Annotated in this window: 19 protein-coding genes and 1 riboswitch; of the genes, 1 reads left to right on the forward strand and 18 read right to left on the reverse strand. The window is 41.6% G+C overall.

What is annotated here, in order from left to right; translation table 11 throughout:
• Positions 1-20: 20 nt before the first annotated feature.
• From FTU71_RS07715 to FTU71_RS07800, 18 genes are all read right to left on the reverse strand, one after another.
• Entirely contained in the window at positions 21-830 is an 810-nt protein-coding gene (locus tag FTU71_RS07715) for a RodZ domain-containing protein (RefSeq protein ID WP_004975098.1), read from the reverse strand.
• Positions 821-1,609, reverse strand: coding sequence for a type IV pilus biogenesis/stability protein PilW (gene pilW / locus FTU71_RS07720; protein WP_371971077.1), 789 nt, complete (start codon positions 1,607-1,609; stop codon positions 821-823). The genes FTU71_RS07715 and pilW overlap by 10 nt, the downstream gene beginning before the upstream one ends.
• A gap of 75 nt (positions 1,610-1,684) precedes the next feature.
• Positions 1,685-2,917: a 23S rRNA (adenine(2503)-C(2))-methyltransferase RlmN gene (gene rlmN, locus FTU71_RS07725; RefSeq protein ID WP_136144803.1), complete on the reverse strand. Its 1,233-nt coding sequence runs from the start codon at positions 2,915-2,917 to the stop codon at positions 1,685-1,687.
• 136 nt (positions 2,918-3,053) lie between these two features.
• Positions 3,054-3,485, reverse strand: coding sequence for a nucleoside-diphosphate kinase (ndk, locus tag FTU71_RS07730; protein WP_004975092.1), 432 nt, complete (start codon positions 3,483-3,485; stop codon positions 3,054-3,056).
• Positions 3,486-3,647: 162 nt separating this feature from the next.
• Positions 3,648-3,848: a Fe-S cluster assembly protein IscX gene (gene iscX, locus FTU71_RS07735; RefSeq protein ID WP_104852473.1), complete on the reverse strand. Its 201-nt coding sequence runs from the start codon at positions 3,846-3,848 to the stop codon at positions 3,648-3,650.
• A gap of 101 nt (positions 3,849-3,949) precedes the next feature.
• Entirely contained in the window at positions 3,950-4,501 is a 552-nt protein-coding gene (locus tag FTU71_RS07740; RefSeq protein WP_004975087.1) for a phosphatase PAP2 family protein, read from the reverse strand.
• A 25-nt stretch (positions 4,502-4,526) separates the two neighbouring features.
• On the reverse strand, positions 4,527-5,810 hold the full coding sequence (locus tag FTU71_RS07745) for a glycosyltransferase family 1 protein (RefSeq protein ID WP_179993926.1): 1,284 nt from the start codon (positions 5,808-5,810) through the stop codon (positions 4,527-4,529).
• A gap of 265 nt (positions 5,811-6,075) precedes the next feature.
• Positions 6,076-6,501: a hypothetical protein gene (locus FTU71_RS07750; protein ID WP_004975083.1), complete on the reverse strand. Its 426-nt coding sequence runs from the start codon at positions 6,499-6,501 to the stop codon at positions 6,076-6,078.
• Between the two features lie 31 nt (positions 6,502-6,532).
• Positions 6,533-8,842, reverse strand: coding sequence for a fimbria/pilus outer membrane usher protein (locus FTU71_RS07755; protein WP_179993925.1), 2,310 nt, complete (start codon positions 8,840-8,842; stop codon positions 6,533-6,535).
• A 3-nt stretch (positions 8,843-8,845) separates the two neighbouring features.
• Positions 8,846-9,562: a molecular chaperone gene (locus tag FTU71_RS07760; RefSeq protein WP_154320369.1), complete on the reverse strand. Its 717-nt coding sequence runs from the start codon at positions 9,560-9,562 to the stop codon at positions 8,846-8,848.
• A gap of 97 nt (positions 9,563-9,659) precedes the next feature.
• Positions 9,660-10,199: a hypothetical protein gene (locus FTU71_RS07765; RefSeq protein WP_179993924.1), complete on the reverse strand. Its 540-nt coding sequence runs from the start codon at positions 10,197-10,199 to the stop codon at positions 9,660-9,662.
• 679 nt (positions 10,200-10,878) lie between these two features.
• Positions 10,879-11,805, reverse strand: a complete 927-nt coding sequence (locus FTU71_RS07770; protein WP_004975074.1) for a branched-chain amino acid transaminase — start codon at positions 11,803-11,805, stop codon at positions 10,879-10,881.
• A 34-nt stretch (positions 11,806-11,839) separates the two neighbouring features.
• A complete protein-coding gene (glnE, locus tag FTU71_RS07775) occupies positions 11,840-14,584 on the reverse strand; it encodes a bifunctional [glutamate--ammonia ligase]-adenylyl-L-tyrosine phosphorylase/[glutamate--ammonia-ligase] adenylyltransferase (RefSeq protein ID WP_004975073.1) in 2,745 nt (914 codons plus the stop codon).
• Positions 14,585-14,760: 176 nt separating this feature from the next.
• Positions 14,761-15,567 carry an enoyl-ACP reductase gene (locus FTU71_RS07780; protein WP_004975071.1) on the reverse strand — a complete coding sequence of 269 codons (807 nt, stop codon included), beginning with the start codon at positions 15,565-15,567 and terminating at the stop codon, positions 14,761-14,763.
• Positions 15,568-15,746: 179 nt separating this feature from the next.
• Positions 15,747-16,739: a DUF2804 domain-containing protein gene (locus FTU71_RS07785; protein WP_004975070.1), complete on the reverse strand. Its 993-nt coding sequence runs from the start codon at positions 16,737-16,739 to the stop codon at positions 15,747-15,749.
• Between the two features lie 203 nt (positions 16,740-16,942).
• Positions 16,943-17,464 carry a DUF1543 domain-containing protein gene (locus FTU71_RS07790; RefSeq protein ID WP_096901526.1) on the reverse strand — a complete coding sequence of 174 codons (522 nt, stop codon included), beginning with the start codon at positions 17,462-17,464 and terminating at the stop codon, positions 16,943-16,945.
• Positions 17,465-17,638: 174 nt separating this feature from the next.
• Positions 17,639-18,883 carry a tryptophan synthase subunit beta gene (trpB, locus tag FTU71_RS07795; RefSeq protein ID WP_004975067.1) on the reverse strand — a complete coding sequence of 415 codons (1,245 nt, stop codon included), beginning with the start codon at positions 18,881-18,883 and terminating at the stop codon, positions 17,639-17,641.
• Positions 18,855-19,508, reverse strand: coding sequence for a phosphoribosylanthranilate isomerase (locus FTU71_RS07800; protein ID WP_004975062.1), 654 nt, complete (start codon positions 19,506-19,508; stop codon positions 18,855-18,857). The genes trpB and FTU71_RS07800 overlap by 29 nt, the downstream gene beginning before the upstream one ends.
• Positions 19,509-19,700: 192 nt before the next feature.
• Positions 19,701-19,925: riboswitch (cobalamin riboswitch) on the forward strand.
• 35 nt (positions 19,926-19,960) lie between these two features.
• Here FTU71_RS07800 and FTU71_RS07805 point away from each other — a divergent pair.
• Positions 19,961-21,820, forward strand: coding sequence for a TonB-dependent siderophore receptor (locus FTU71_RS07805; RefSeq protein ID WP_180111770.1), 1,860 nt, complete (start codon positions 19,961-19,963; stop codon positions 21,818-21,820).

Raw genomic sequence — 21,820 nt, forward strand, 5'->3', positions numbered from 1 at the left:
TATCGCTCTACCTTGCTGCATTATCGAGATAAACGGAATTCTGCTTTTCCGTTCACAGTATATGGCGATAATGAAATCGACTCATTGTTCAAACTTAATGACACAGCAGTCGCATCATCTAAGCGAATTTGAAATGGGGCTTCGCCTTGTAAATTTAAAGTAGAGGCTTGACGTCCTGTCGCTAAAACATTGCCAGCAGAGTCAACAATATGCACTGAAGTTGGACGAGCAAATTGCAAATTCAGCTGATCGCCCGAAGCAAGTGCAGGCGTGCTGCCTGTCGCATTGTCAGAAATGATTTGCACATCGGATTGCAGTACTGCAATTTCAGGTTCTGCACCCTCTTGACCAGACGACATCCAGTTTTGAATTAGCGCGACCAATGCCCACAACAACAGCAATACCGCCACAATCACAGCGATACGTGTGAGCCACTTTTTATTGCGATCGCGGTTAGAGCCTGGCAGTTTTCCCATAATTTTGATGGGTGAATTGTTCAAGGCGTGATTTGGCAACAACCCTGTATCGTTGGCATAAATTTCATCAAAACGCTGAATAATGGCTGAAGCATCGACCTGTAAATATTTGGCATAGGTACGATAATAACCTTTAATAAAGGTCGCTTCAGGCAAAGCGGTATATTCGTCTTGCTCTAGCGCCATCAGCGTTTTTAATGGAATTTTCAAATCTTTTGAAACATCATCCAGTTCGCGTTTTTGATTGACGCGAATTTGACGAAGGTACTCACCTGGACGTTGAACATTTCCTAATGCATGGGGTACAGGCGTTGTCCCCTGTGTGGGTTGCGGTGAATTAGGATTTACTTCCATACGGCCTCAGTACTGTACTGTAATTGCAAATAACGTTGGTATTCTTGGCTATTGGGAAATAATGCACGCAGCTGGTTCACTAAAACCTGAGTTCCCAATTGATCGCCATTGGCACGTGCTAAACGAATCCCAATCCATAAGGCACGCGCACCCTGATTTTTTTGCCCCACAGCACGTACAAATTGTTCATACAATTGTCGCGCGGGTGCAAATTGTTGTCTTAAATATAAAATTTCCGACAACTCTAACATTGAAACATAAGAATCGCGATTGGCTTGCAAGGCTTGTTTGAATGACTTTTCGGCATTCTCTATATCGCCTAATTTCAAGTAAATACGACCTACATTTTCCAATGCTCTAAAGCGTTGATCATAACCCAGTGTTGCACCTGCAATACTGAGCTGCTCAATCGCATCATTATAGCGTTCTACTTGATATAAATACGTACCATAGTTGTTACGCGCTTGTGCATTTTTTGGGTCAGCGGCAATGGCACGCTTAAAATACGCATCGGCTTTTTCTAAATTCAGCTTGCTGCCTTCTTGTTGCAGCAACACGCCCATCATCATATTAGCGGTGGAATCACGTGAATCGCTTTCCAAAGCTTGATCAAGTGCGCGTTTGGCTGAGTCTAAATCGCCATTTTTTAAGTATTCTGCTGCCAACTGCGTACGTACTTGCACCGCTTTTTCAGGGTCTTTTTGCCCTAAGGTTGGAGCTGTGGTTTGACAAGCTGCAGCAAAAATTGCCGAAATACAAACAGTTGTAATTTGTGCGATTTTAAATACAGGCTTATTCAATGGACATCCCCTTTGCGTCTTCGTTCGATGCAAGTTAGTTATCTATACAAGTCATTATCCTTGCGAGCGTATGATTTCATTTTGCGCTGCAACTTTCTTTTTCCACTGTTCGGCACGGCGGGTGCGGTCTGCCACTTGTCCGACCAATTGCCCACACGCAGCATCAATATCATCACCACGTGTCTGACGAATCGTACACACAAAACCTGCATCAGACAAAGTTTTTTGGAAAGAAATAATTCGATTTCGGCTTGAACGTCCATACGGCGCGTGCGGAAATGGGTTAAATGGAATCAAATTAATCTTGCTTGGCAGGTTCTTGAGTAGCTTAATCATTTGCTGCGCATGTTCAGGATGGTCATTTACACCATCTAACATGACATATTCAATGGTCACGTGTTTACGCGCACTTTCGTTGCCATCTTTGCCAATATAACGCTGACAAGCTGCGATTAATTGTTCCAATGGATATTTTTTATTGATTGGAACAAGTTCATCACGCAGTTCGTTATTGGTGGCGTGCAAAGAAATTGCCAAAGCCACATCAATATCTTGTGCCAATTGGTCAATTTTAGGTACAACACCCGAAGTCGATAAAGTCACACGACGCTTAGACATGCCATAAGCAAAGTCATCTAGCATAATGCGCATGGCGTTCAAGACGGCATCGTAATTCAACAACGGTTCGCCCATACCCATCATCACCACGTTGGTCACAGAACGCTCACGTTCAATCACAGGCACATCTTCCATATAGGAATAGTTTGCCATCCACAACTGACCAATAATTTCGGCTTGGGTTAGGTCACGCTGAAAACCTTGTTTACCCGTAGAACAAAATGAACAGTCCAGTGCACAACCTACTTGCGATGAAATACACAGGGTTTTACGTGAGCCAGTTTTATCTTCGGCAGGAATCAGAACGGTTTCGACCAATGAGCCTTCACCATCACCGACACGGAATACCCACTTACGGGTACCGTCTTTAGAATAATTTTTATGCACCACTTCAGGCGCTTTAATTTCACAAATCTTTTCCAGTTTTTCACGTAACTTGCCTGAAATATTGGTCATTTCGGCAAAATCTGTGACAAAAAACTGGTGAATCCATTTCATCACCTGCCCTGCACGGAATTTCTTCTCGCCTAAATCTTCAAAAAATTTTTCCATTTGTGGACGTGACATGCCAAGGAGATTCACTTTCTCTGCAGGCGCAGACTGTGCAGGAGCGGACGCAGATGCTTGCTGAACATCTGTCGCAGATGCAGCGAGGACTTCTGTACTCATGTGTGTATACCTAAACCATGTCTAAAGATGAAAGGAGAAGCTCAAGAGGTGAGCAAAGGTTTATTCAGAAAATAAAAATCGGAGAATAAAAAACCAGATAAGCATAATAACACTTATCTGGTTTGAATACTGCGTATTAACGAGTACGTGGGCAAACTTCAGTTTGAGCAAAGAAGTAGTTTACTTCACGCTCTGCAGATGCAACTGAGTCTGAACCGTGAGCAGCGTTTTCATCGATGCTTACAGCGAAATCTGCACGGATTGTACCAGGTGCAGCTTCTTTAGGGTTTGTTGCACCTAAAATTTCACGGTGAGCAAGAACTGCGTTTTCACCTTCAAGAACTGAAACAACGACTGGACCAGAAGTCATGAACGCAACTAGGTCACCAAAGAAACCACGTTCTTTGTGCTCAGCGTAGAAGCCTTCAGCTTCAGCTTGAGAAAGGTGTTTCATTTTAGTCGCAACGATTTTAAGACCAGCTTTTTCGAAACGAGCAAAGATGTCACCGATGTGGTTTTTAGCAACTGCATCTGGTTTTACGATAGATAAAGTACGTTCAATAGCCATGATTGGCTCCTTAAGTCAATGTTGACACGAAAATTTTGCCGCATTATACCGAATAATGGGCTGTTTTCTGCTTTTGATGTGTAAAAAAATTGCTTTTTTCGATATGAAGCAAATTATGCAGATCGACATCGGATAAATCCGTCTGGCTTCACAGCACTATTTTTAACGTGCTTCGTCAATCCACGCCATTTGAATGGCTTCTAACAAACCTTCTGTCGATTTTTCTGGGTTATCTTCAAACTCAGGTAAAGCGCAGACCCACGCGTGTAAATCGGTAAAACGAATCCATTGTGGATCCACATCGGGATGTGCTTCATATAACTCAATGGCAATGTCGATGCTGTCCGTCCAACGTAAACCCATGTGTATTCCCTATTCTAGTCAAGACAGCGACTACTTTAACAAATTTCGCATGGGCTGCCTGCCATTACTGCACTGAATTTTCGATTTGGTTTTATCCAAGCTTATAAAACAATATTTACATAAGGTGCAGCCAAAATAATCGCACTCGCCACTGAACCGCCAATCATCGCCCCGACTGCCACATCACTCGGATAGTGCAAGCCTAAAATCATACGGGAAACGGCCACCAAAATCGTAAAGGGCAACATCAACATCAACAATACTGGCTGGATATAACCCAAAACCGTTGTGGTCATGACTGCATGCAAAGTGTGACCTGATGGGAAGCTAAAATGATCTAAGGGACGTTCACCCAAACGGATCACTTGGTGTACCTGATACGGACGTGGACGGACGGTTTTCTGTTTTAAATATTTATAAATACCTGTGCCGACAGAACCGCCTAACAACAGATAAATAATTTGTAAACTATAGCCAATGCCCTGCATCATCCATGCACTTGCGAGCATGACATACCAGAACACACCATCGCCCAAACGGCTAATAACTTTAAAAAATTGTGCCACCCGCTGAGAGTGGGAAAAATGGTTAAGATACAAACAGCCTTTTAAGTCGAGATCCAGCATTCTTATTTTTGCATTTTTGAACTTCATCAGTTCTCTCCTCTTTGGCGTATAGCTAAGATGGCATGTGTAGCTCCTTCGCCACCAGATATAACGCCTGCTCAAATTGTTGGACTGGATACTGCCAGCCAATATTTAAAGTCGCTTTGCGGGCGTGTTCGCCCATCTGTCTAAGGGTTGTAAGATCGGGAAGTCGGTGGATATGACCGACCAAATCTTCTAGCTGACCGAGTGGACTCAACCAGCCTGTTTCATTCGGTTTTAGATGTAAACGTGCACAAGCATAGTCATAAGCAATGACAGGCAAGCCACTGGCCATAGCTTCTAACACGACATTGCCAAAGGTTTCGACCTGACTGGCAAAAGCAAACACATCGGCACTGGCATAGGCTTGTGCAAGTGCTGTGCCACTTAAACTACCTGTAAAAATGATATCTCCCTGAGCGTTCATGGCTTCTAAACGCTCACGGTCTGGCCCGTCACCGACAATCACCAATTTCACAGGCTGTTCGGTATTTTTTGGCATACGCTGATAGGCATCAATAATAAGATTGACTTCTTTTTCAGGTGATAGACGCCCGACATACAACATCACCCGCGTATTTTCACTGGCACTCCAGCTCGCTCGCAGTTGAGTCGAACGAAAATCTGGTGAAAAATATTCAACATCAACACCACGCCCAACCACCACCAAAGGCCCTTGCACACCAAACTGACGCAATGATTTTTCGGTATGGCTACTTGGCACACACGTCAGCGAGGTATTGTTATGAAACCATTTTAGATAGTGCTGAATTGGCTTGAGTAAAAATGCCAAATCGAAAAAACGGCTAAAATCTTGAAATGCGGAGTGAAAACCACTTGATACTGGAATATTTTTTGATTTTGCAATATGTAAACTGGCAAGCCCTAAAGGACCTTCAGTGACGATATGCACCACATCAGGTTGAAACTCATCTAAAGCCTGCGAAAGCTTAGCCCACTGCGGCCAGCCGAATTGTAAATTATGATATTTGGGAATAGCTTGTGCTTTTACTAGACATTCTTGGTACGGTTGAAATTGAGTGCAGGCTTGTTTTTGTTCAGGGCGAATCAATAAAATTTTGTGTCCAAGTTCCTGCAATCCTTTGCAAAGCTGCAAAAGTGAACGTGCTACACCATTAATTTCAGGTGGCCAAGTTTCTGTTACTAGGGCAATTTTTAAACGTGGGCGGACGAGGTCTGAGAGTTCAGAGGTAGGCTGACTGCTTTTTTGTTTTTGATCTTGTTTGAAGTAAAATTTAAACGCATCGCTGTAACGCTCTAATTTACTGCTCTGCTTTGCCAATACATTGCTCATCGCCTTTTGCTCAATTCTTATTTTATGCTTGCTAGCATAGAGCAGCTGCATTGCAGTAATATGATGCTTTGGTGACACATTTGTCATTTTTTTAACAACTCGATGATCGCCTATACCTAGTTTTGCACACATAGTTTTATGTATAAATTTAATGTAAATCGTTTGCTGTCATTCACCCTAAATAGATAAAAAAAGCAGATATTGGATACCTGCCTGCTGAATATCTTGTTTGCTGAATACCTGATCTGCTGCACATCGAAGCCCTCTAAAAAAGTAAATTAATATACAACTCATCGGTATAACGACCTGCTGGCGTTGTCAAACTCGGTTGTTCATCCAAGCGTACCGCGACACTGTATTTATGTCCTGTCGTAGAAACATGCCCTGCGATGGGCGTGTTCCACAGATTTGTTTTTGCTCCCATAATACTCATACTGGTGCGTAAACGGTGTGTGCCATTATTCACAAAACTGCTGCCATGTTTGTCACGTAAATTACGACTACTGAACTGAATGCTATAACCTCGATCACAGCGCACATTAAAACTGGTTGCAGTCTGGCTACGGTATTGTGAGCTCATTTGCAATAAAGATTCACTGACCGAACCAATGGTGCAAGCCTGTGCAGGAAAACAAATCCAGCATCCACACAGCACTAGACTTAATTTTTTTACCATCCCTAATTTTTTCATGTTCTCATCCTCAATCATCCTGCTGATATACTTACTGACAAATCAAATCTAACTGTCTGGTTTGTGGAACAGTGCCTGCTTTAATTTGAGGGACTTCAAGTGAACTATGGCAAACTTTTCCACCTTTGGTTTTAACCTTCAGCGTATAACTGCCTGCTTTCACACCATATAAATGTACTTTTCCATCGCTGCCCACAGGTACAAATTCGGTTGCATCATCACTTAAATACACTTCACTGCCCTGCACAAAGGTCTGCTGATCGGGCGTGAGTAAACGCAATATGATCAATCCTGTACGCTGAACAGGGAAATTCACTTTATAGCCGCGTTGATTCATACCAATCACTTTTTGGCTTGAATATTCAAAGCTGTCATACAAATCTAACTGGTCTTGATCAAAAGACACGTCGTAATTGACGTAAGGCACAATGTCGTGCACAAACACATAACCGTGTTGATTGGTTTTACCAACAGGTGTTAAGGCACGTTGTACTTCCACATTTGGAATATCACCAACATTCACCAAAGCAAAAGCATTGTCTACATATTTGGTCATGGCCCATTTACGGTCTAACCACACTACTGCACCCTGATAATTGGCTTGACTGTAGCTAAAGCGTTCACTTTCATCGTGGCTTAAATATAAATTACCCATCGGCATTTTCAGGGCGGTATAGGCATTTACCCCAATATCCCCTTCTGTTTGTTGGTGACGCACAGCAAGAGTGTAATCCACACCATTTTGCGTCAGGCTGCTCTGTGCATAACGCAACTGGGTTTGCTCATCAAAATTATGTGAAAGTTGCGCACTACGGCGTTGGTCAAATTGATAATTCAGCGTTAAATATGCCCCGTCGCTATCCTGCATTTTCAAATCTTTATAATAAGAAAACGACAGTGAGGTTTGACGCCCAAACATACGAGAAAAACCGACTGTAAGCATTTGACTATCTGCAAAGCTATTATTTGCATTGGGATAATAACGGCGCTCCAGATAGTTCACATTTAAGGTATTAATGAAAGGAATATTGAAAATACTGACATAAGCTAAGTTGTCGTATTCCACTGTTTGTGTCATATCGCTATAACCCAAACCACGATATTCAGGACTGTAGTATTTATGACTTGCACCAAGTGCAACCCGACTTCCATTACGGCTTAACGAAGCGCCAAAGGTATAACCATCGCCCCAATCACTGTGGCTAGACGCAGCATGCGTATCTAACAAGGCATATTTGCTGAGAGATTGTGTCCATAGCAACCCGACATTCTGCACATCTTTGCTATAACTTAAATTGGTTCCTAAAGTCGTGCTGTCTGTAATTCCACGTCTGAAATAAAGGTTGCCAAAAAACTCCCGATAATCATCCGACACGTAGTCGTAGTCATAACGCAGCTTTCCTGCAGAAAAGTTGTATTCGTTCAGTCCTGGTTTGAGTAGTTGCGTGGTGACATAAACTGGAAAAGATTGCACGGTACGATTTCCCAATACATCTTCCACCACCACTTGCGCCTCGCCCGACTGCTGAATATTGGCACCTGTATTTAAGCTATAGTGTCCAGGCGTAACCTGTTGTTGATATAAATTGATGCCATTAATGTATAAATCGACTGTGGATGGCAGTACAGCACTGCCTTTTAAGGTGGGTACATTCCAATAAATAAAATCTGGATAACTACTAAAATTCGAACCAAAAGATACACCGCCAAATCTAAATGTATCTAATAATGGATTATAAACACTTGTGTTATCACCCAAGGTTAAACGCTGATAACGTGATGGAAACTCTATTTCAAAACTGGTATTCAAACGCAGTAGCTTATCTTGATCTTGTTCTACCTCTTTGCGATACATCATGGCATTTTTAAAAATCCAGTAATCTTTAAAAACACCAAGCTCCACCAAGCCATTTATTTCATTGTAATTATCATAACGTGCATACAGCAAATCATAATTTAAAAAGCCACCCAAGTCCGCTTTTGAGGGAATCGCATGCGTTTGGGTAAATTGTGCATCAATAAAATAGCTGGCTGGTACAGTTAGTTTTATGGCTTGCAGCGCAGCGTCTTGCACGGACTGAATTTCATTGGTGCTTACAGAACAGAACTGAGTTTGTGCGCTGTGTTTTTGTAAGCGCTCTTGCAGCAAACCCAATTGTTGCAAGACTTCACATTCCATATAACGTTGCCCGTCCTGCTGCAATACTAGACTTTCAACGACACGATCAACGCCATTTAGCCAGACACTATTTAATACCATTTCAGGCTGAGCAGCAGCGGCTTGTAATGGTATCCCCCACAGGACACTTTGCAGCGCAAAAAACAGTCGAGTTCTATGCATGATTTAGCCCTTCATTTTCAACTCAATGGCTTGCTCACTTTTATCTGTTTCAAGTTTGAGTATGTAATTTTTCAAATCACTGAGTTTGATTTGCCCCATATCAAAGCTGTGCTTTTGTTGATTCAACAAATATTTCATTTCACGAGTAGTTGCGACAGGTTGTTTTTGTTGATTTAAAATACTGATTGAAGAAATTTGCACATGCGATGCAGCATGATTTTCTATCTCTAAAAATAAATGATCATTTTGATAACGCGGGGTTGCTGTTACCTGAATGGCTTCTTGCTTACCCACAAATAAAGGAACAGAAATTGTGAATAAAAATTGTAAGGCGTCTTCTTCCACTACAGGAGCAATTTCTTTAAAAACAATGCGCCAAGTTTTTTCTTGCGCCATTTCTTCCTTCAAAAGTGGTCGGCTAAAACCTACACGAATAATTTGTTGTGTATTAGGTTGTAAAACAAAGTTTTTTGGATTAATTAAAAGGTCTTGATCTGGCTCTAGTACATCTTCACCCTGAGCATTTTGCGACCATTTATAGGCAAACATTTCAAAGCTTTTCGGTTCGGTAAGATCTGTAGCTTCCATCACAACCGTTGCACTGCGTTGTCGTGCTTTATCGCCCAAATACATTTGTGTAGGTGAAATCACCATGTTTGCATAAACAGCTTCTACACATAAGCAACTTGCAATCAGCATATATTTCAATAATCGTTTCATGCTTCCCCCAGCAATGTCTTATTTTGTATTTATTTAGACTAAAAAGTTGACTCCACCCATCGGCAAAGCCAACTCATTCAGATTGAGTTCAAACGTATTAGAATGAAACTTCAATGCTGTAATTATCGGTATAAGTACCCGCTGGTTTAGAAATACCTACGCTGTCACTTTTAACAAAGACATTGTAAGTGTTCCAACCATTGCTGCCTGGCGCAATATTGGTTTGCTTATCATTTAACAGAATAATAGACGGTGAACCCGCACGCTTGGTTTCAACTGTGAGACCCACTGCAGGTGCATTATTACCAACACCTAATTTTGCTTTAGATTTTGTTGATTTATCCCCCAAACGGTTGTCGGTATTTACCAGTAGATTGTAATTTGCATTCGCTCCAACCATAAATTGACCTGAAGTTTCCGTACCATCTTTTAATGAGATACTTGATGTTACTACATTCAGCTCACAACGCTTAGGTACAGTTACCTGAATTGGAATACTTCCTGTACATGGCCCTTCGTTACATACTGGGGTTGGGTTAGGGTCTTTAGGGGGATTATGACCACCACCCGCCATTGTTACCGTTGAAAAAGCACCGAAAACCACCACAGCTGCAGCTGTTTTAATAAATTTAGACATGTCATTTCTCCATAACTCTTATAAAAAAAACATTTTTTAATCATTCACTCGCTTGAGATGTCGTTAGAATTATTGAAACGCAATCCTTAGCAAGTTTCTTCATTTTAGGTATTTCTCACAAAAATCCATCTATACGCGCTATTTCACGCAATATTGAATAAACTTTGAATTTCAGCAAATTAGGAGATTAAAGTACTGTTTTAAATGACATCACAAAAAACTAGGGAGCAGCTCACTCCCTAAAATTTGTGATCCAAATTTTAGGGATAATGAAAAATATATATTTATTTACATCTAGAATAAGTTTTTGTTTTTAATTAATTTTCAACTCAATTTTTACTACACTTTTCATGTATTTAATTCACTATTTTCTATCATATTCGACAGATTAAGCGTTTTTTAACATCAAATCTCACCAATTACAGGGATTACCCTTCGCTATAAAAAACCATGCTTTAAACGACTGAATTTATCCAAAAGATCAAATTTGTACATCACTAACTCAACGAAGAAACAGTTGATCATTCATCTATGTCTGTAACGTGAGAAATAAACCTCGCAAGAAGTTTAGCCGTTCAATAACGCAATAGCAGACAAAATAAAACCCCATTCAAGCCACTGCCTGAATAGGGTCATCACACCTGAGTCAGTAATATAGACTCAGGTACACACGCGTGACTTATTTAACGTAAGTCAACCAATGTGCATATTTGTCATTCTTGCCTTGAACTGCGTCAAAGAAAGTTTTTTGAATTTCAGTGGTAATTGGGCCACGTGAACCACAGCCAATTACACGGTCATCGTATTCACGAATTGGGGTAACTTCTGCTGCTGTACCTGTAAAGAAAGCTTCATCGGCAATGTAGAATTCATCACGCGTAATACGGCGTTCAACTACCTCATAACCCAAGTCTTTAGCAATGGTGATCACCGTTTGACGCGTAATACCATCTAAAGCACCGCCTGCGATGTCTGGTGTATGTAAAACGCCATCTTTAATTAAGAATACGTTTTCGCCAGAACCTTGACATACATAACCTTGTGGATCCATCAACATCGCTTCGTCATAGCCTGCTTGCGCTACTTCTTGGTGTGCAAGAATAGACAAAGTGTAGTTACCAGAAGCTTTAGCTTTACACATGGTCACGTTTGGATGATGATGCGTAAACGATGAAGTTTTAACGCGAATACCTTTAGCCATCGCTTCTTCACCCAAGTATGCACCCCAACCCCAAGCCGCAACAGCAGCATGAATGGTGTTATTGGTTGCAGCAATACCCAGTTTTTCAGAACCAATCCAAATTAATGGACGTAAATAGCACGATGAAAGTTTGTTTTCACGTACCACATCAATTTGCGCCTGTTCTAAAGCTGCTTGATCAAATGGTACTTTCATTTGATAGATTTTTGCAGAGTTTAACAAACGCTTAGTATGGTCCTGAAGACGGAAAATCGCAGTTCCGTTTGGCGTTTCATAAGCGCGGACACCCTCAAACACACCCATACTGTAGTGTAAGGTATGCGTTAAGACGTGAATTTTTGCATCACGCCAGTCAACCAATTGTCCATCTTGCCAAATAAAACCATCACGATCAGCCAAATTCATGGCACACACTCCAAATGTTTATACAATAGTCATTTTAATCCAACGCAGACATTGCAGTCGGATCAATTAATCTTTGCCATAACTTGCAAACGACCTCACGGGTATCGTACCAGTCCGCAGCATTGACTTGCATGGATTGATTTGCAAGGGCTAAGCGGTGGCTTTCGGCTCGTTCACGGAGATAAGCTTGAATCAATGCTGTCGCATCGTCGCTGGATAAGCAACCTGTTCTTGCGGCATCTTCAAGGATTCTTACGTTGTCGGAATAATGGGCGAGATCAGGATTCGACCCACTCCAGGCTAATACCGCATACTGTGCCATAAATTCGATATCAACGATACCACCTGCATCCTGTTTTAAATGAAAAATTCCATCTTTTTTTTGCTCTTTAGATGAACCCAAATGATCTTTCATTTTTTGACGCATTTTCAGCACTTCACTGCGGACATAAGCTTCATCTCGCGGCTGGGTTAAAATCTGACAACGCAACACTTCAAACTTGTCACGTAAACATTGCTCACCCGCAATACTGCGCGCACGCACTAAAGCCTGATGCTCCCACAGCCACGCACTTTTCAGTTGATATTGCTCAAAGGCCCGTAAACTGGTCACCAATAAACCCGCATCTCCCGAAGGACGTAAACGGGTATCGACATCATAAACTCGACCATCTAAAGTTTGCGTGGTCATTAAAGATACAAATTTACGTGCCACCCGCATAGCAAATTCAAAGCCACTGATCGGTTTAATGCCATCAGTATCGGCTTGTTCATCCATGTTGTGAATAAAAACCACGTCTAAATCTGAGCCGTAACCAAGTTCGATGCCACCTACTTTGCCATAACCAATAATGGCAAAAGCGTTATGCTCCAAACCACAGCGCTGCCCTTCACTGTCTAGCGGATAACCATGTTTTTTGACAATCATCTGATAGGCCAGTTGTAGGGCTGCATTTGCGGTCACTTCGGCAATATCGGTTAACGCATCTGACACTTTCATTAAGTGACTTTCTGCCAGTACATCGCTGGCCGCAACTGTTAATACGTTGGATTTTTTGAATAAACGTAGCACCCGCATGAGGTCTTCAACTTCATCCAGTTCAATGCGCAGCAATTGTTGGCGCAAAGAATCTTCCAAATCGCTGCGTTTTGGCAATTCAAAATCCATAGATAAAAATTCATCCAACAACACAGGATATTGCGTCAATTCTTCACAAATCCACGGGCTGACTGTGGCCATTTTTACCAAGCGTTGCAGTGCCCCCTTGCTTTCAATCAGCATGACCAAATACACGGTACGACGCAGAACAGATTCGACCAGTGGCATTAAACGCATCAATGCCATTTGTGGATTTTCTGACTGCAACACTGCTTCAATCAAGTGTGGCCAAAAGGTTTTTAAACGCTGTAAAGCTTTGGCGGTGAGTTTTTTAATGGCATGTCCATACCAGAACTCATGCACTAAATTTTTCGCTTGATCGTCTAGTACCGCATCGAGCTGTTTTTCTAGCTGACTGTAATTTTCCAGCAAAGAATCGGGTTCATTTTCTTTAATTAAATGCTCAAACTGATAAATGACTTTGACACGCTTTTCATTTAGGGTCTGCATAAAGCTGTCCCAATCGGCAAAGCCCAAAGTATCGCTAATGCGTGCGCGTAACTCAGGTTCAGTCGGTAAAGCTTGGCTTTGCTGATCATTCAAGGCTTGAATGGCATGTTCTACTCGACGCAGGAATAAATAGGCATCTTCCAAATCCAGTACGGCTTGTGGCTCTAGCAATTCAGCTTCGCCCAAATGGCGCAAACTCACCAAACACTGGCGGTCTTGTAATTCTAGTTTTGAACCACCGTAAATCAGCTGAAAAACCTGCACAATAAATTCAACTTCACGAATACCGCCCGCGCCCAATTTAATATTGTCTTCAATATTACGACGCTGCACTTCGCGCTCAATCATGGCTTTCATTTCGCGCATGGCTTCAAAGGCGGTGTAATCGACATATTTGCGGAATACGAAAGGTCGGGTCATTTCCAGCAGTTCATAACCTTCTTGCCCACCTGTGATAATACGTGCCTTAATCCAAGCATAGCGTTCCCATTCGCGTCCATGCTGGCTTAAATATTTTTCCAGTGCGACATGGCTAATCGCCAAAGCAGAACCATCGCCCCACGGGCGTAAACGCATATCGACGCGGAAAACAAAACCATCGGCGGTGATATGATCTAATAGATAGATCAGTTTTTGTCCCCATAAAATGCAGAATTGCTGCACTTCAATACACTTGCGTCCATTGGTTTCGCCTTGTTCATCAAAGGCAAAAATCAGGTCGATGTCGCTGGATAAATTCAGTTCCTGCGCACCATGTTTACCCATGGCGACCACAATCAGGTCTTGGACTTTGCCGTTATATCCCATCGGTTCGCCATGCTTGGCAACCAACGGAATCCGCGCAAAATCTTTGGCAACTTGCACACAAATATCGGCAAAGTCTGAAAGTTCCTGTGTCAACGTCACCACATCGGTGAGTTGGTTGGCATCTTGCCAAATCCAGCGGAACATTAAACGCGCGCGTAAAATTCGCAGGGTTTTCATCCACAAGGTTTCATCTTGAATGTCTTGTAAAGTCGAAATCACCAATTGATGAATATAGTCTGCGCTCAGCGGTTTTAGGAATTGGTCAATTGCATAATCCTGCTGTAACAGGCTTTCGTGATTTGCCAAGACTTGTTCTGCATATTGACTGGCATGTAACGTTTTTTGCAATTGTTCCGCATTCATTTTTAAGACCTAAAACCCAGTTTTATTTTGAAATATTGTCAACTCATCTATTTATAGCAGCAGATGCGCCAAAGAAGAAAATAAAATTACAGCAATCTGCAAAATACCTCTTGCTTAAAATGCAGCGATAAAAAAACCGAAGCCTAAACTTCGGTTTTATCTGCTTGATGCAATGCTTATTCAGCATCTAGCATTAATTCTGCGCTCATACCAACCGTGTTAAAACCTGCATCGACATACAGAATTTCACCAGTAATACCATTCGCCCATGGTGAGCAAAGGAATAATGCCGCATTACCAACATCTTCAATGGTCACGTTGCGTTTTAAAGGTGCAACTTTTTCATTGAGGTCTAACATTTTACGGAATGATTTAATGCCTGATGCGGCAAGCGTACGAATTGGGCCTGCAGAAATTGCATTCACGCGAATACCGTCAGCACCCAAGCTTGAAGCCAAGTAGCGTACACCTGCTTCTAAAGATGCTTTCGCCATACCCATAACGTTGTAGTTTGGCATCACACGCTCAGAACCTTGATAAGTCAAAGTCAATAAGCAACCTTGGCGTGCTTGTAATAATGGTTTTGCAGCACGTGCCATCGCAATAAAGCTATAAGCACTAATGTCATGCGCAACTTTGAAACCATCACGATCTGTAACATCGGTAAAGTCACCATCTAAAGTATGCGCAGGCGCAAAACCAATCGAGTGAACCAAACCATCCAAACCATCCCAGTGCTTTGCCAAGTCAGCAAAAGCTTGCTCAATTTCTGCATCTACGCCTACATCGCAAGGCAATACAATGCTTGAGCCAAATTGTGCAGCGAAGTCATCAACACGTTTTTTGAGTTTTTCATTCGGATAAGTAAATGCTAATTCTGCACCTTCACGATGCAATGCTTCTGCAATACCAAATGCGATAGATAATTTACTTGCAATACCAGCAATTAAAAAACGCTTACCCGCCAAAAGACCTTGTGCCATGTGAAACTCACCTTGATATATTTCGCAATATCATGCCAATTCTGAACGCATAGTGAAATTGCATAATGCGCCTTTTTTTGCCGTTTATGTAAAAACTCAATGGCGATTCAAGTGAGTGATAGATGACGTCACATGATAATCTGCAAGTGGTGACGTACAATCTTGGTTAAAAACTTGCCCTACCACTTGGCATAATGCTGTTCAAGCAAGCCGTATTCGTTTAACAAAATAATTTCGGTATCGTCTTGTTGAATAGTACCACTAATTTTAGCTTGCCATTGGCTGAACTGACTGCCGACTAGACGCAAATTCAGGTTTTCATAACGGCGCCAACCTGTGCTGACAGTTAAATTCAAACGATGATCCAGTGAGCGAATGCTCCACGAGCCATCATCCTCAGGTTGGAACAACACATCTGTTAAGGGATACAGCACGCCATTAATCCACAAACAGTTTTCGTTGCCAAAACTTTCATTCACACCAGAAGCCAGATTCAAGCCTACACGACGGTCTTCGGTATCCCAAAAGTTGCACGACAACCAAAACCATGCTGTTTCAGGGCGTAAAAAACCGCAGGTATCATCTAAAGAAGCAAAGGTGCGTTCATGGAATTGAATGGTTTGTCCTGTTTTATTAACAAAATAGCCTTCACAGCCGAGTGTGGTCAGTTTTTGGGTGTAAGTCCAACCATTAATACCTGTTGGGCTACACATACTTAGCGGGTCTGTGCCTGCACAAAATATCCGCGCACTGAGTTTAATTTCACCATATTTGGTCACGCGGATATAACGCACACCATTGGCATGTTGAATTTCAATTTGAAATGGCGATTTTTCAAAAAAACTTTGATTAAATAACGGTTGCTCATCTAAAACCGTATTACGCGATAAAAAATTAATCGCATTCCATTCCTGCACTTCGCCCGTCATGTGATTATAAATATAGACAAAACCGTGCCCTGCCCAAGCAATATCGGCAATCGCAAGCCCAATGGTATAGTGTTCGTGCTGAATACTACAAAATTTAAACTTTTTATATTTTAAGCGTTTACGCCAACCCGACAATACTTCACCATACGGTGATTTATATTGATAAGCCTGATAATCAATTTTTTTGGGAAGTTCACTAAAACGTCCATAATGCGGTTGTCCATTCGCCTGAATTAAATCCATTGAAGACATTCCCTATTGTCTAAAAACAATTCATCTTTGGTCGTATTATGCCTACAAATGCATGTACAAAAAACCCGCAGCTTATGATTTTGTTCAAAAAATTATAAAAGCATAGATTGTTTTACTATTTTAAGGCTTGAGCGTTCACTAAATATACAAAATATAAATTAATAGATATCTTCCCCTCAATATTCTGAAGGTATTTAAGCATCAGCATTCAAAGTCAGATAGGTATTTTCCCAACGATTGCCTGAAAATGAGCCTTCAACCAATTGCACATAGCGACCATGCACCTGATCTATCGCAATACAATCATCTACCTCTAAGACCCGATCGGTATGTTGTTTTTGCCAGTGCTGGGCAAAATAGGCTTTACCACGCTGTTTTGCCACCATTGGATTTTGCGCCACCACCAGTACATAACGATGTAACTCGCCAAACTCACGCGGATCATATCCACCTAAATTAATTAAATACAGTCGGTTTTCTGCCTGATTCGGCTGCGCATCGGTAAATTTTAAATAGTAGGATTTACCTTCAAACTCAACACCATTAATTTGCGCCCATGCGTCAATATGCAAACCTTTCGGTTCTGCAAACCAAGCCTGCTTGAGTTGCGGATAGGTCTGTTCTAAAGAATCGCCTACCGCAAGTACCACATCATGCACTTCGGTATTGGCTCGCGCATGACGTCCGCCTAACATCACGATAAATAAACTGGGCATATCCGACTCCTGCGCAAATATCCTAAGCTTGATGGCTTTTATAGTTGATGATTTTTAAGCATGATTGTTTAAAGTAGCGAGAATTTTTCAATCCTCCAAATAAAAAATCGTGCCGAATTGCTTCAGCACGATTGAATTGAAATGTAGCATACTTTATTTCAAGCAGTTTACGATTTACATATCCACCATTTCCACGCCATCAATGCGGGCAACAGTCATTAAGTCTTTATCGCCACGACCTGAAACAGTCGCAATAATGATTTGGTCTTTATCCATCGTTGGTGCAAGCTTGCTTACATAAGCCATAGCATGCGAGCTTTCTAAAGCAGGAATAATCCCTTCAATGCGGGTTAAATCACGGAAACCTTGCAAGGCTTCTTGGTCATTGATTGGCACGTAATCGACACGGTGCATATCTTTCAGGAAGCTGTGCTCTGGCCCTACACCTGGATAATCCAGACCTGCAGAAATAGAGTGGGTTTCAATGATCTGACCTTGTGCATCCGACATTAAATAAGTACGGTTACCGTGTAATACGCCCACGTGTCCTGCATTCAATGGTGCAGAGTGTTTGCCTGTTTCAATGCCTAAACCTGCAGCTTCGACACCGTACATTTTCACTTCGGCATCGTTCAAGAATGGATAGAACAAGCCCATGGCATTAGAACCACCGCCTACACAAGCTACTAATGCATCAGGTAAACGACCTGCCTGCTCTTGAATTTGGCGACGCGCTTCACGACCAATAATCGACTGGAAATCACGTACCAATTGTGGATATGGGTGTGGGCCAGCGACCGTACCAATCACGTAATATGTAGAGTCAACATTGGTGACCCAGTCACGCATGGCTTCGTTCATGGCATCTTTTAAGGTTTTTGAGCCACTTTCTACAGGTACAACAGTTGCACCAAGTAAACGCATACGGTACACGTTCATGGCCTGACGCTTCACGTCTTCTGCACCCATGAACACCACACATTCCAAGCCTAAACGAGCGGCAATGGTCGCGGTTGCTACACCGTGCTGACCTGCACCTGTTTCGGCAATAATTCGTTTTTTACCAGACAGTTTTGCCAACAGTGCCTGACCAATGGTGTTGTTGACTTTATGTGAGCCAGTATGGTTCAAATCTTCACGTTTTAAGTAAATTTGTGCACCACCCAACTCTTTTGACCATCGCTCAGCATAATACAAAGGACTAGGACGACCTACATAGTAGGCGAGATCGCGGTCGAATTCTGCCAAAAACTGCGGATCATCTTTCATGCGGAAATACAATTTCTCTAAATCTTGTAAAGCCGCCATCAGCGTTTCTGACACAAAACGTCCGCCATGGATACCAAAATGCCCTTTTGCATCTGGGAATTGGGTATAGTCAATCACTGAGTTATTGTGATTTGTACTTTGCTGATCCACGTTGGACTCCTTGCATGAAGTTTTCTATGAGTTGTTGGTCTTTAATACCTTTTGCAGACTCAACTCCGCCACTGACATCAACAGCATAGGCTTGAGTCGTCTGAATTGCATCTTCAATATTTTCAGGGTTTAAACCACCCGCCAAAATTAAAGGAATATCGAGTTTGGGGAATTTTGACCAGTCAAAACTGTGTCCTGTTCCACCTTTGAGTTCAGGATGCCACGCGTCTAATAATACTGCGCTTGCACCTGCTTGTTGATAGCTTTTTATCGCATCTAACACATTTAAATCAGGTTTGACCTGAATGGCTTTGTACCATCGACGTCCAACTTGCTGTGCTATTTGCTGACATTGCAAGGGTGTTTCATCACCATGAAATTGCAGAATATCTAAAGGTACTTGTTTCAGTACAGCGGCTATTTCTTCTGCCGTTGCATTGACAAATAAACCAACCACTTGCACATAAGCGGGAATGTGTTGCAGCAAGCCTTGTGCTTGCTCAATGCTCACATTGCGTGGACTTGGAGGATAAAACACCAAGCCAATTGCATCTGCACCCGCATGCACAACACTGTTTATATCTTGAATTCGCGTGATTCCGCAAATTTTGGCACGGGTACGCATCGTTTTGGACTCTAATCCTGATTTTCAATCTTCATTTTGCTGATCTTGCTGTGCGTGACTTTTAAATTGTCTGTTCACACTAACAAAATCAGATATTGGGGCGAATCATTGTAATGCAATTTTAAGGGGTTGAGTGAAGTTCAGGCGGATTATTCTGCATTTCCGTTGTTTAAATGGCATACAGACTTTATACTTCGCGCAAATGCAACGAGTCCTAGCTTTGAGCTTTAGGGAAGTTGGTGAAAGTCCAACACTGCCCCCGCAACGGTAACCATGAAACGTATATCAATTTAAATCTTATGATTTACACCACTGTATGAACAATATGGGAAGGTGGATATATAGCGAAGCAATCATAAATTAAAAGATGCTTGGCACATTGAAGTCCGGAGACCTGCTTGTTGTGCCCTTAACTCAATCATTCACGTGGGGTGAATGTATGGAGCAAAGTCATGTCTACTCTTTTTCAGCCTACTGCTTTAGTGGGCGCAATTGCGCTTGCAATGGGTTTCTCTACGTCTGTATCTGCACAAGACAGTTCTAATGTTGTAAATGCATCTTTAGACACTTTAGTCATTACCGCGACTCGTTCTGAAGAAAAAATCAAAGATGTGCCTGCACGTATCTCCATTATTGAACCACAAATTGTCGATCAGTCTCCAATTGCTGAATTGCCTCATTTACTTATGAGTGATGCATCTATTGATATGATGCAATACGGTGGTTATGGTCAAACTGCATCTATCTTTACACGTGGAACAAATTCGACCCATACTCTTGTATTACGTGATGGTGTTCGACTAAACACTGGGTCTGCAGGATCTGCATCTTTGGCATTTATTGATACTACCGATATTAAACAAATTGAAGTATTGAAAGGTCCAGCATCTGTATTATACGGCACAGATGCAATTGGTGGTGTAGTTCAGTTAGTTTCTAAAACACCAGAAAAAACAGAGGCTTTTATAACTGGTGAAATCGGTGAGCACAATACCTATAAATCTGTCATTGGTGCGGATTTAGCTGAGAATGGTATTTATGCACAAATTCGAGGACAACGATTAGAATCTGATGGCACGCAAGTTACAGACTTTAAAGATGCTCAAGTCAATGCTGGTGCCTATGATCAGAAAGGCTTTAGTGCAAAATTCGGTGTAGAAAAACAACAATATGCTGCATCTGTTGATTATTCAGAGAACCAAGGTACATCAACTTACGTTGAAAGTGTAAATGATGCGAATTGGAATCTAATAGGTTTAAAAAATGTCTCTCAAGATTTTAAAAATGAAATCCTTAATGTTAAAGGCCGTGTAAACCTAAGCGATACCTTTGCACTTCATGCTCGCTTATCTCAATTCAAAGATGATCTTGAGCAAAATGATTCTCATGATTCAATCTACAATACAACAAAAGAAGCTGAACTTTACAGTAAATGGCAATTTAGCCCTACTCAGAATCTCTTAGCTGGGGTCGCAACGAAAAATGTCGAATCTGACGTTCTTTCAGGTAGTGGTTATTATGGAGTGGACTATGACAAAGATGTTGGTAGCACAGGTTATTTTGTTCAACACCAATACCAATCTGAAAAACTACACACCCAATTAGGTGTACGTGTAGAAGATCATGAGACATTTGGTACTCATACAGTAGGACAAGCTGCCGCACGTTATCAAATTTTACCAGCCACTAGTATTTACACTAATATTGGTACTGCTTTCCGTGCTCCAACGAATAATGACTTATATGCATTAAGCTGGGGTGGTAACCCAGAGTTAAAACCAGAAGAAAGTGTTTCATATGAGATTGGTCTAGACCAACAACTTACAGATCACTTAACAATGGGATTATCTGCTTACCGTAATGAAGTTGATAACTTAATTACTTGGCAGAATGGTAAAAATTTCAATGTAAAGGAAGCAACTTTTACTGGTGGAGAATTCAACCTTGATTGGGCAAAAGATGAGTTATTTACAAATATTTCATATGCCTATGTACAGCCAAAAGACAAGATAACTGATCAAGATCTGCCTCGTCGTTCACGCCAAAGTATCACTTTGACATCAGGACTACAAAATGAAGTGTATGGCATTAGTGCATCACTTTCTGCTAAATCTAGACCTAAAAATAGTACAATTTCTGGATATGCTACTGTTGATGTAAATGCTTTCTGGAATGTAAATCCTAACGTTAAATTATTTACAAATATTCAGAATATTGGTGATGTTGAATACAAAACGACATCTTATGGTAGCGGATACTATTATGTGAACGGCGGTCGCCTCGCTTCTGCAGGCGTAACTTTCCGCTACTAA

The sequence above is a fragment of the Acinetobacter sp. YH12136 genome (assembly GCF_013418545.1).
GTDB lineage: Bacteria > Pseudomonadota > Gammaproteobacteria > Pseudomonadales > Moraxellaceae > Acinetobacter > Acinetobacter towneri.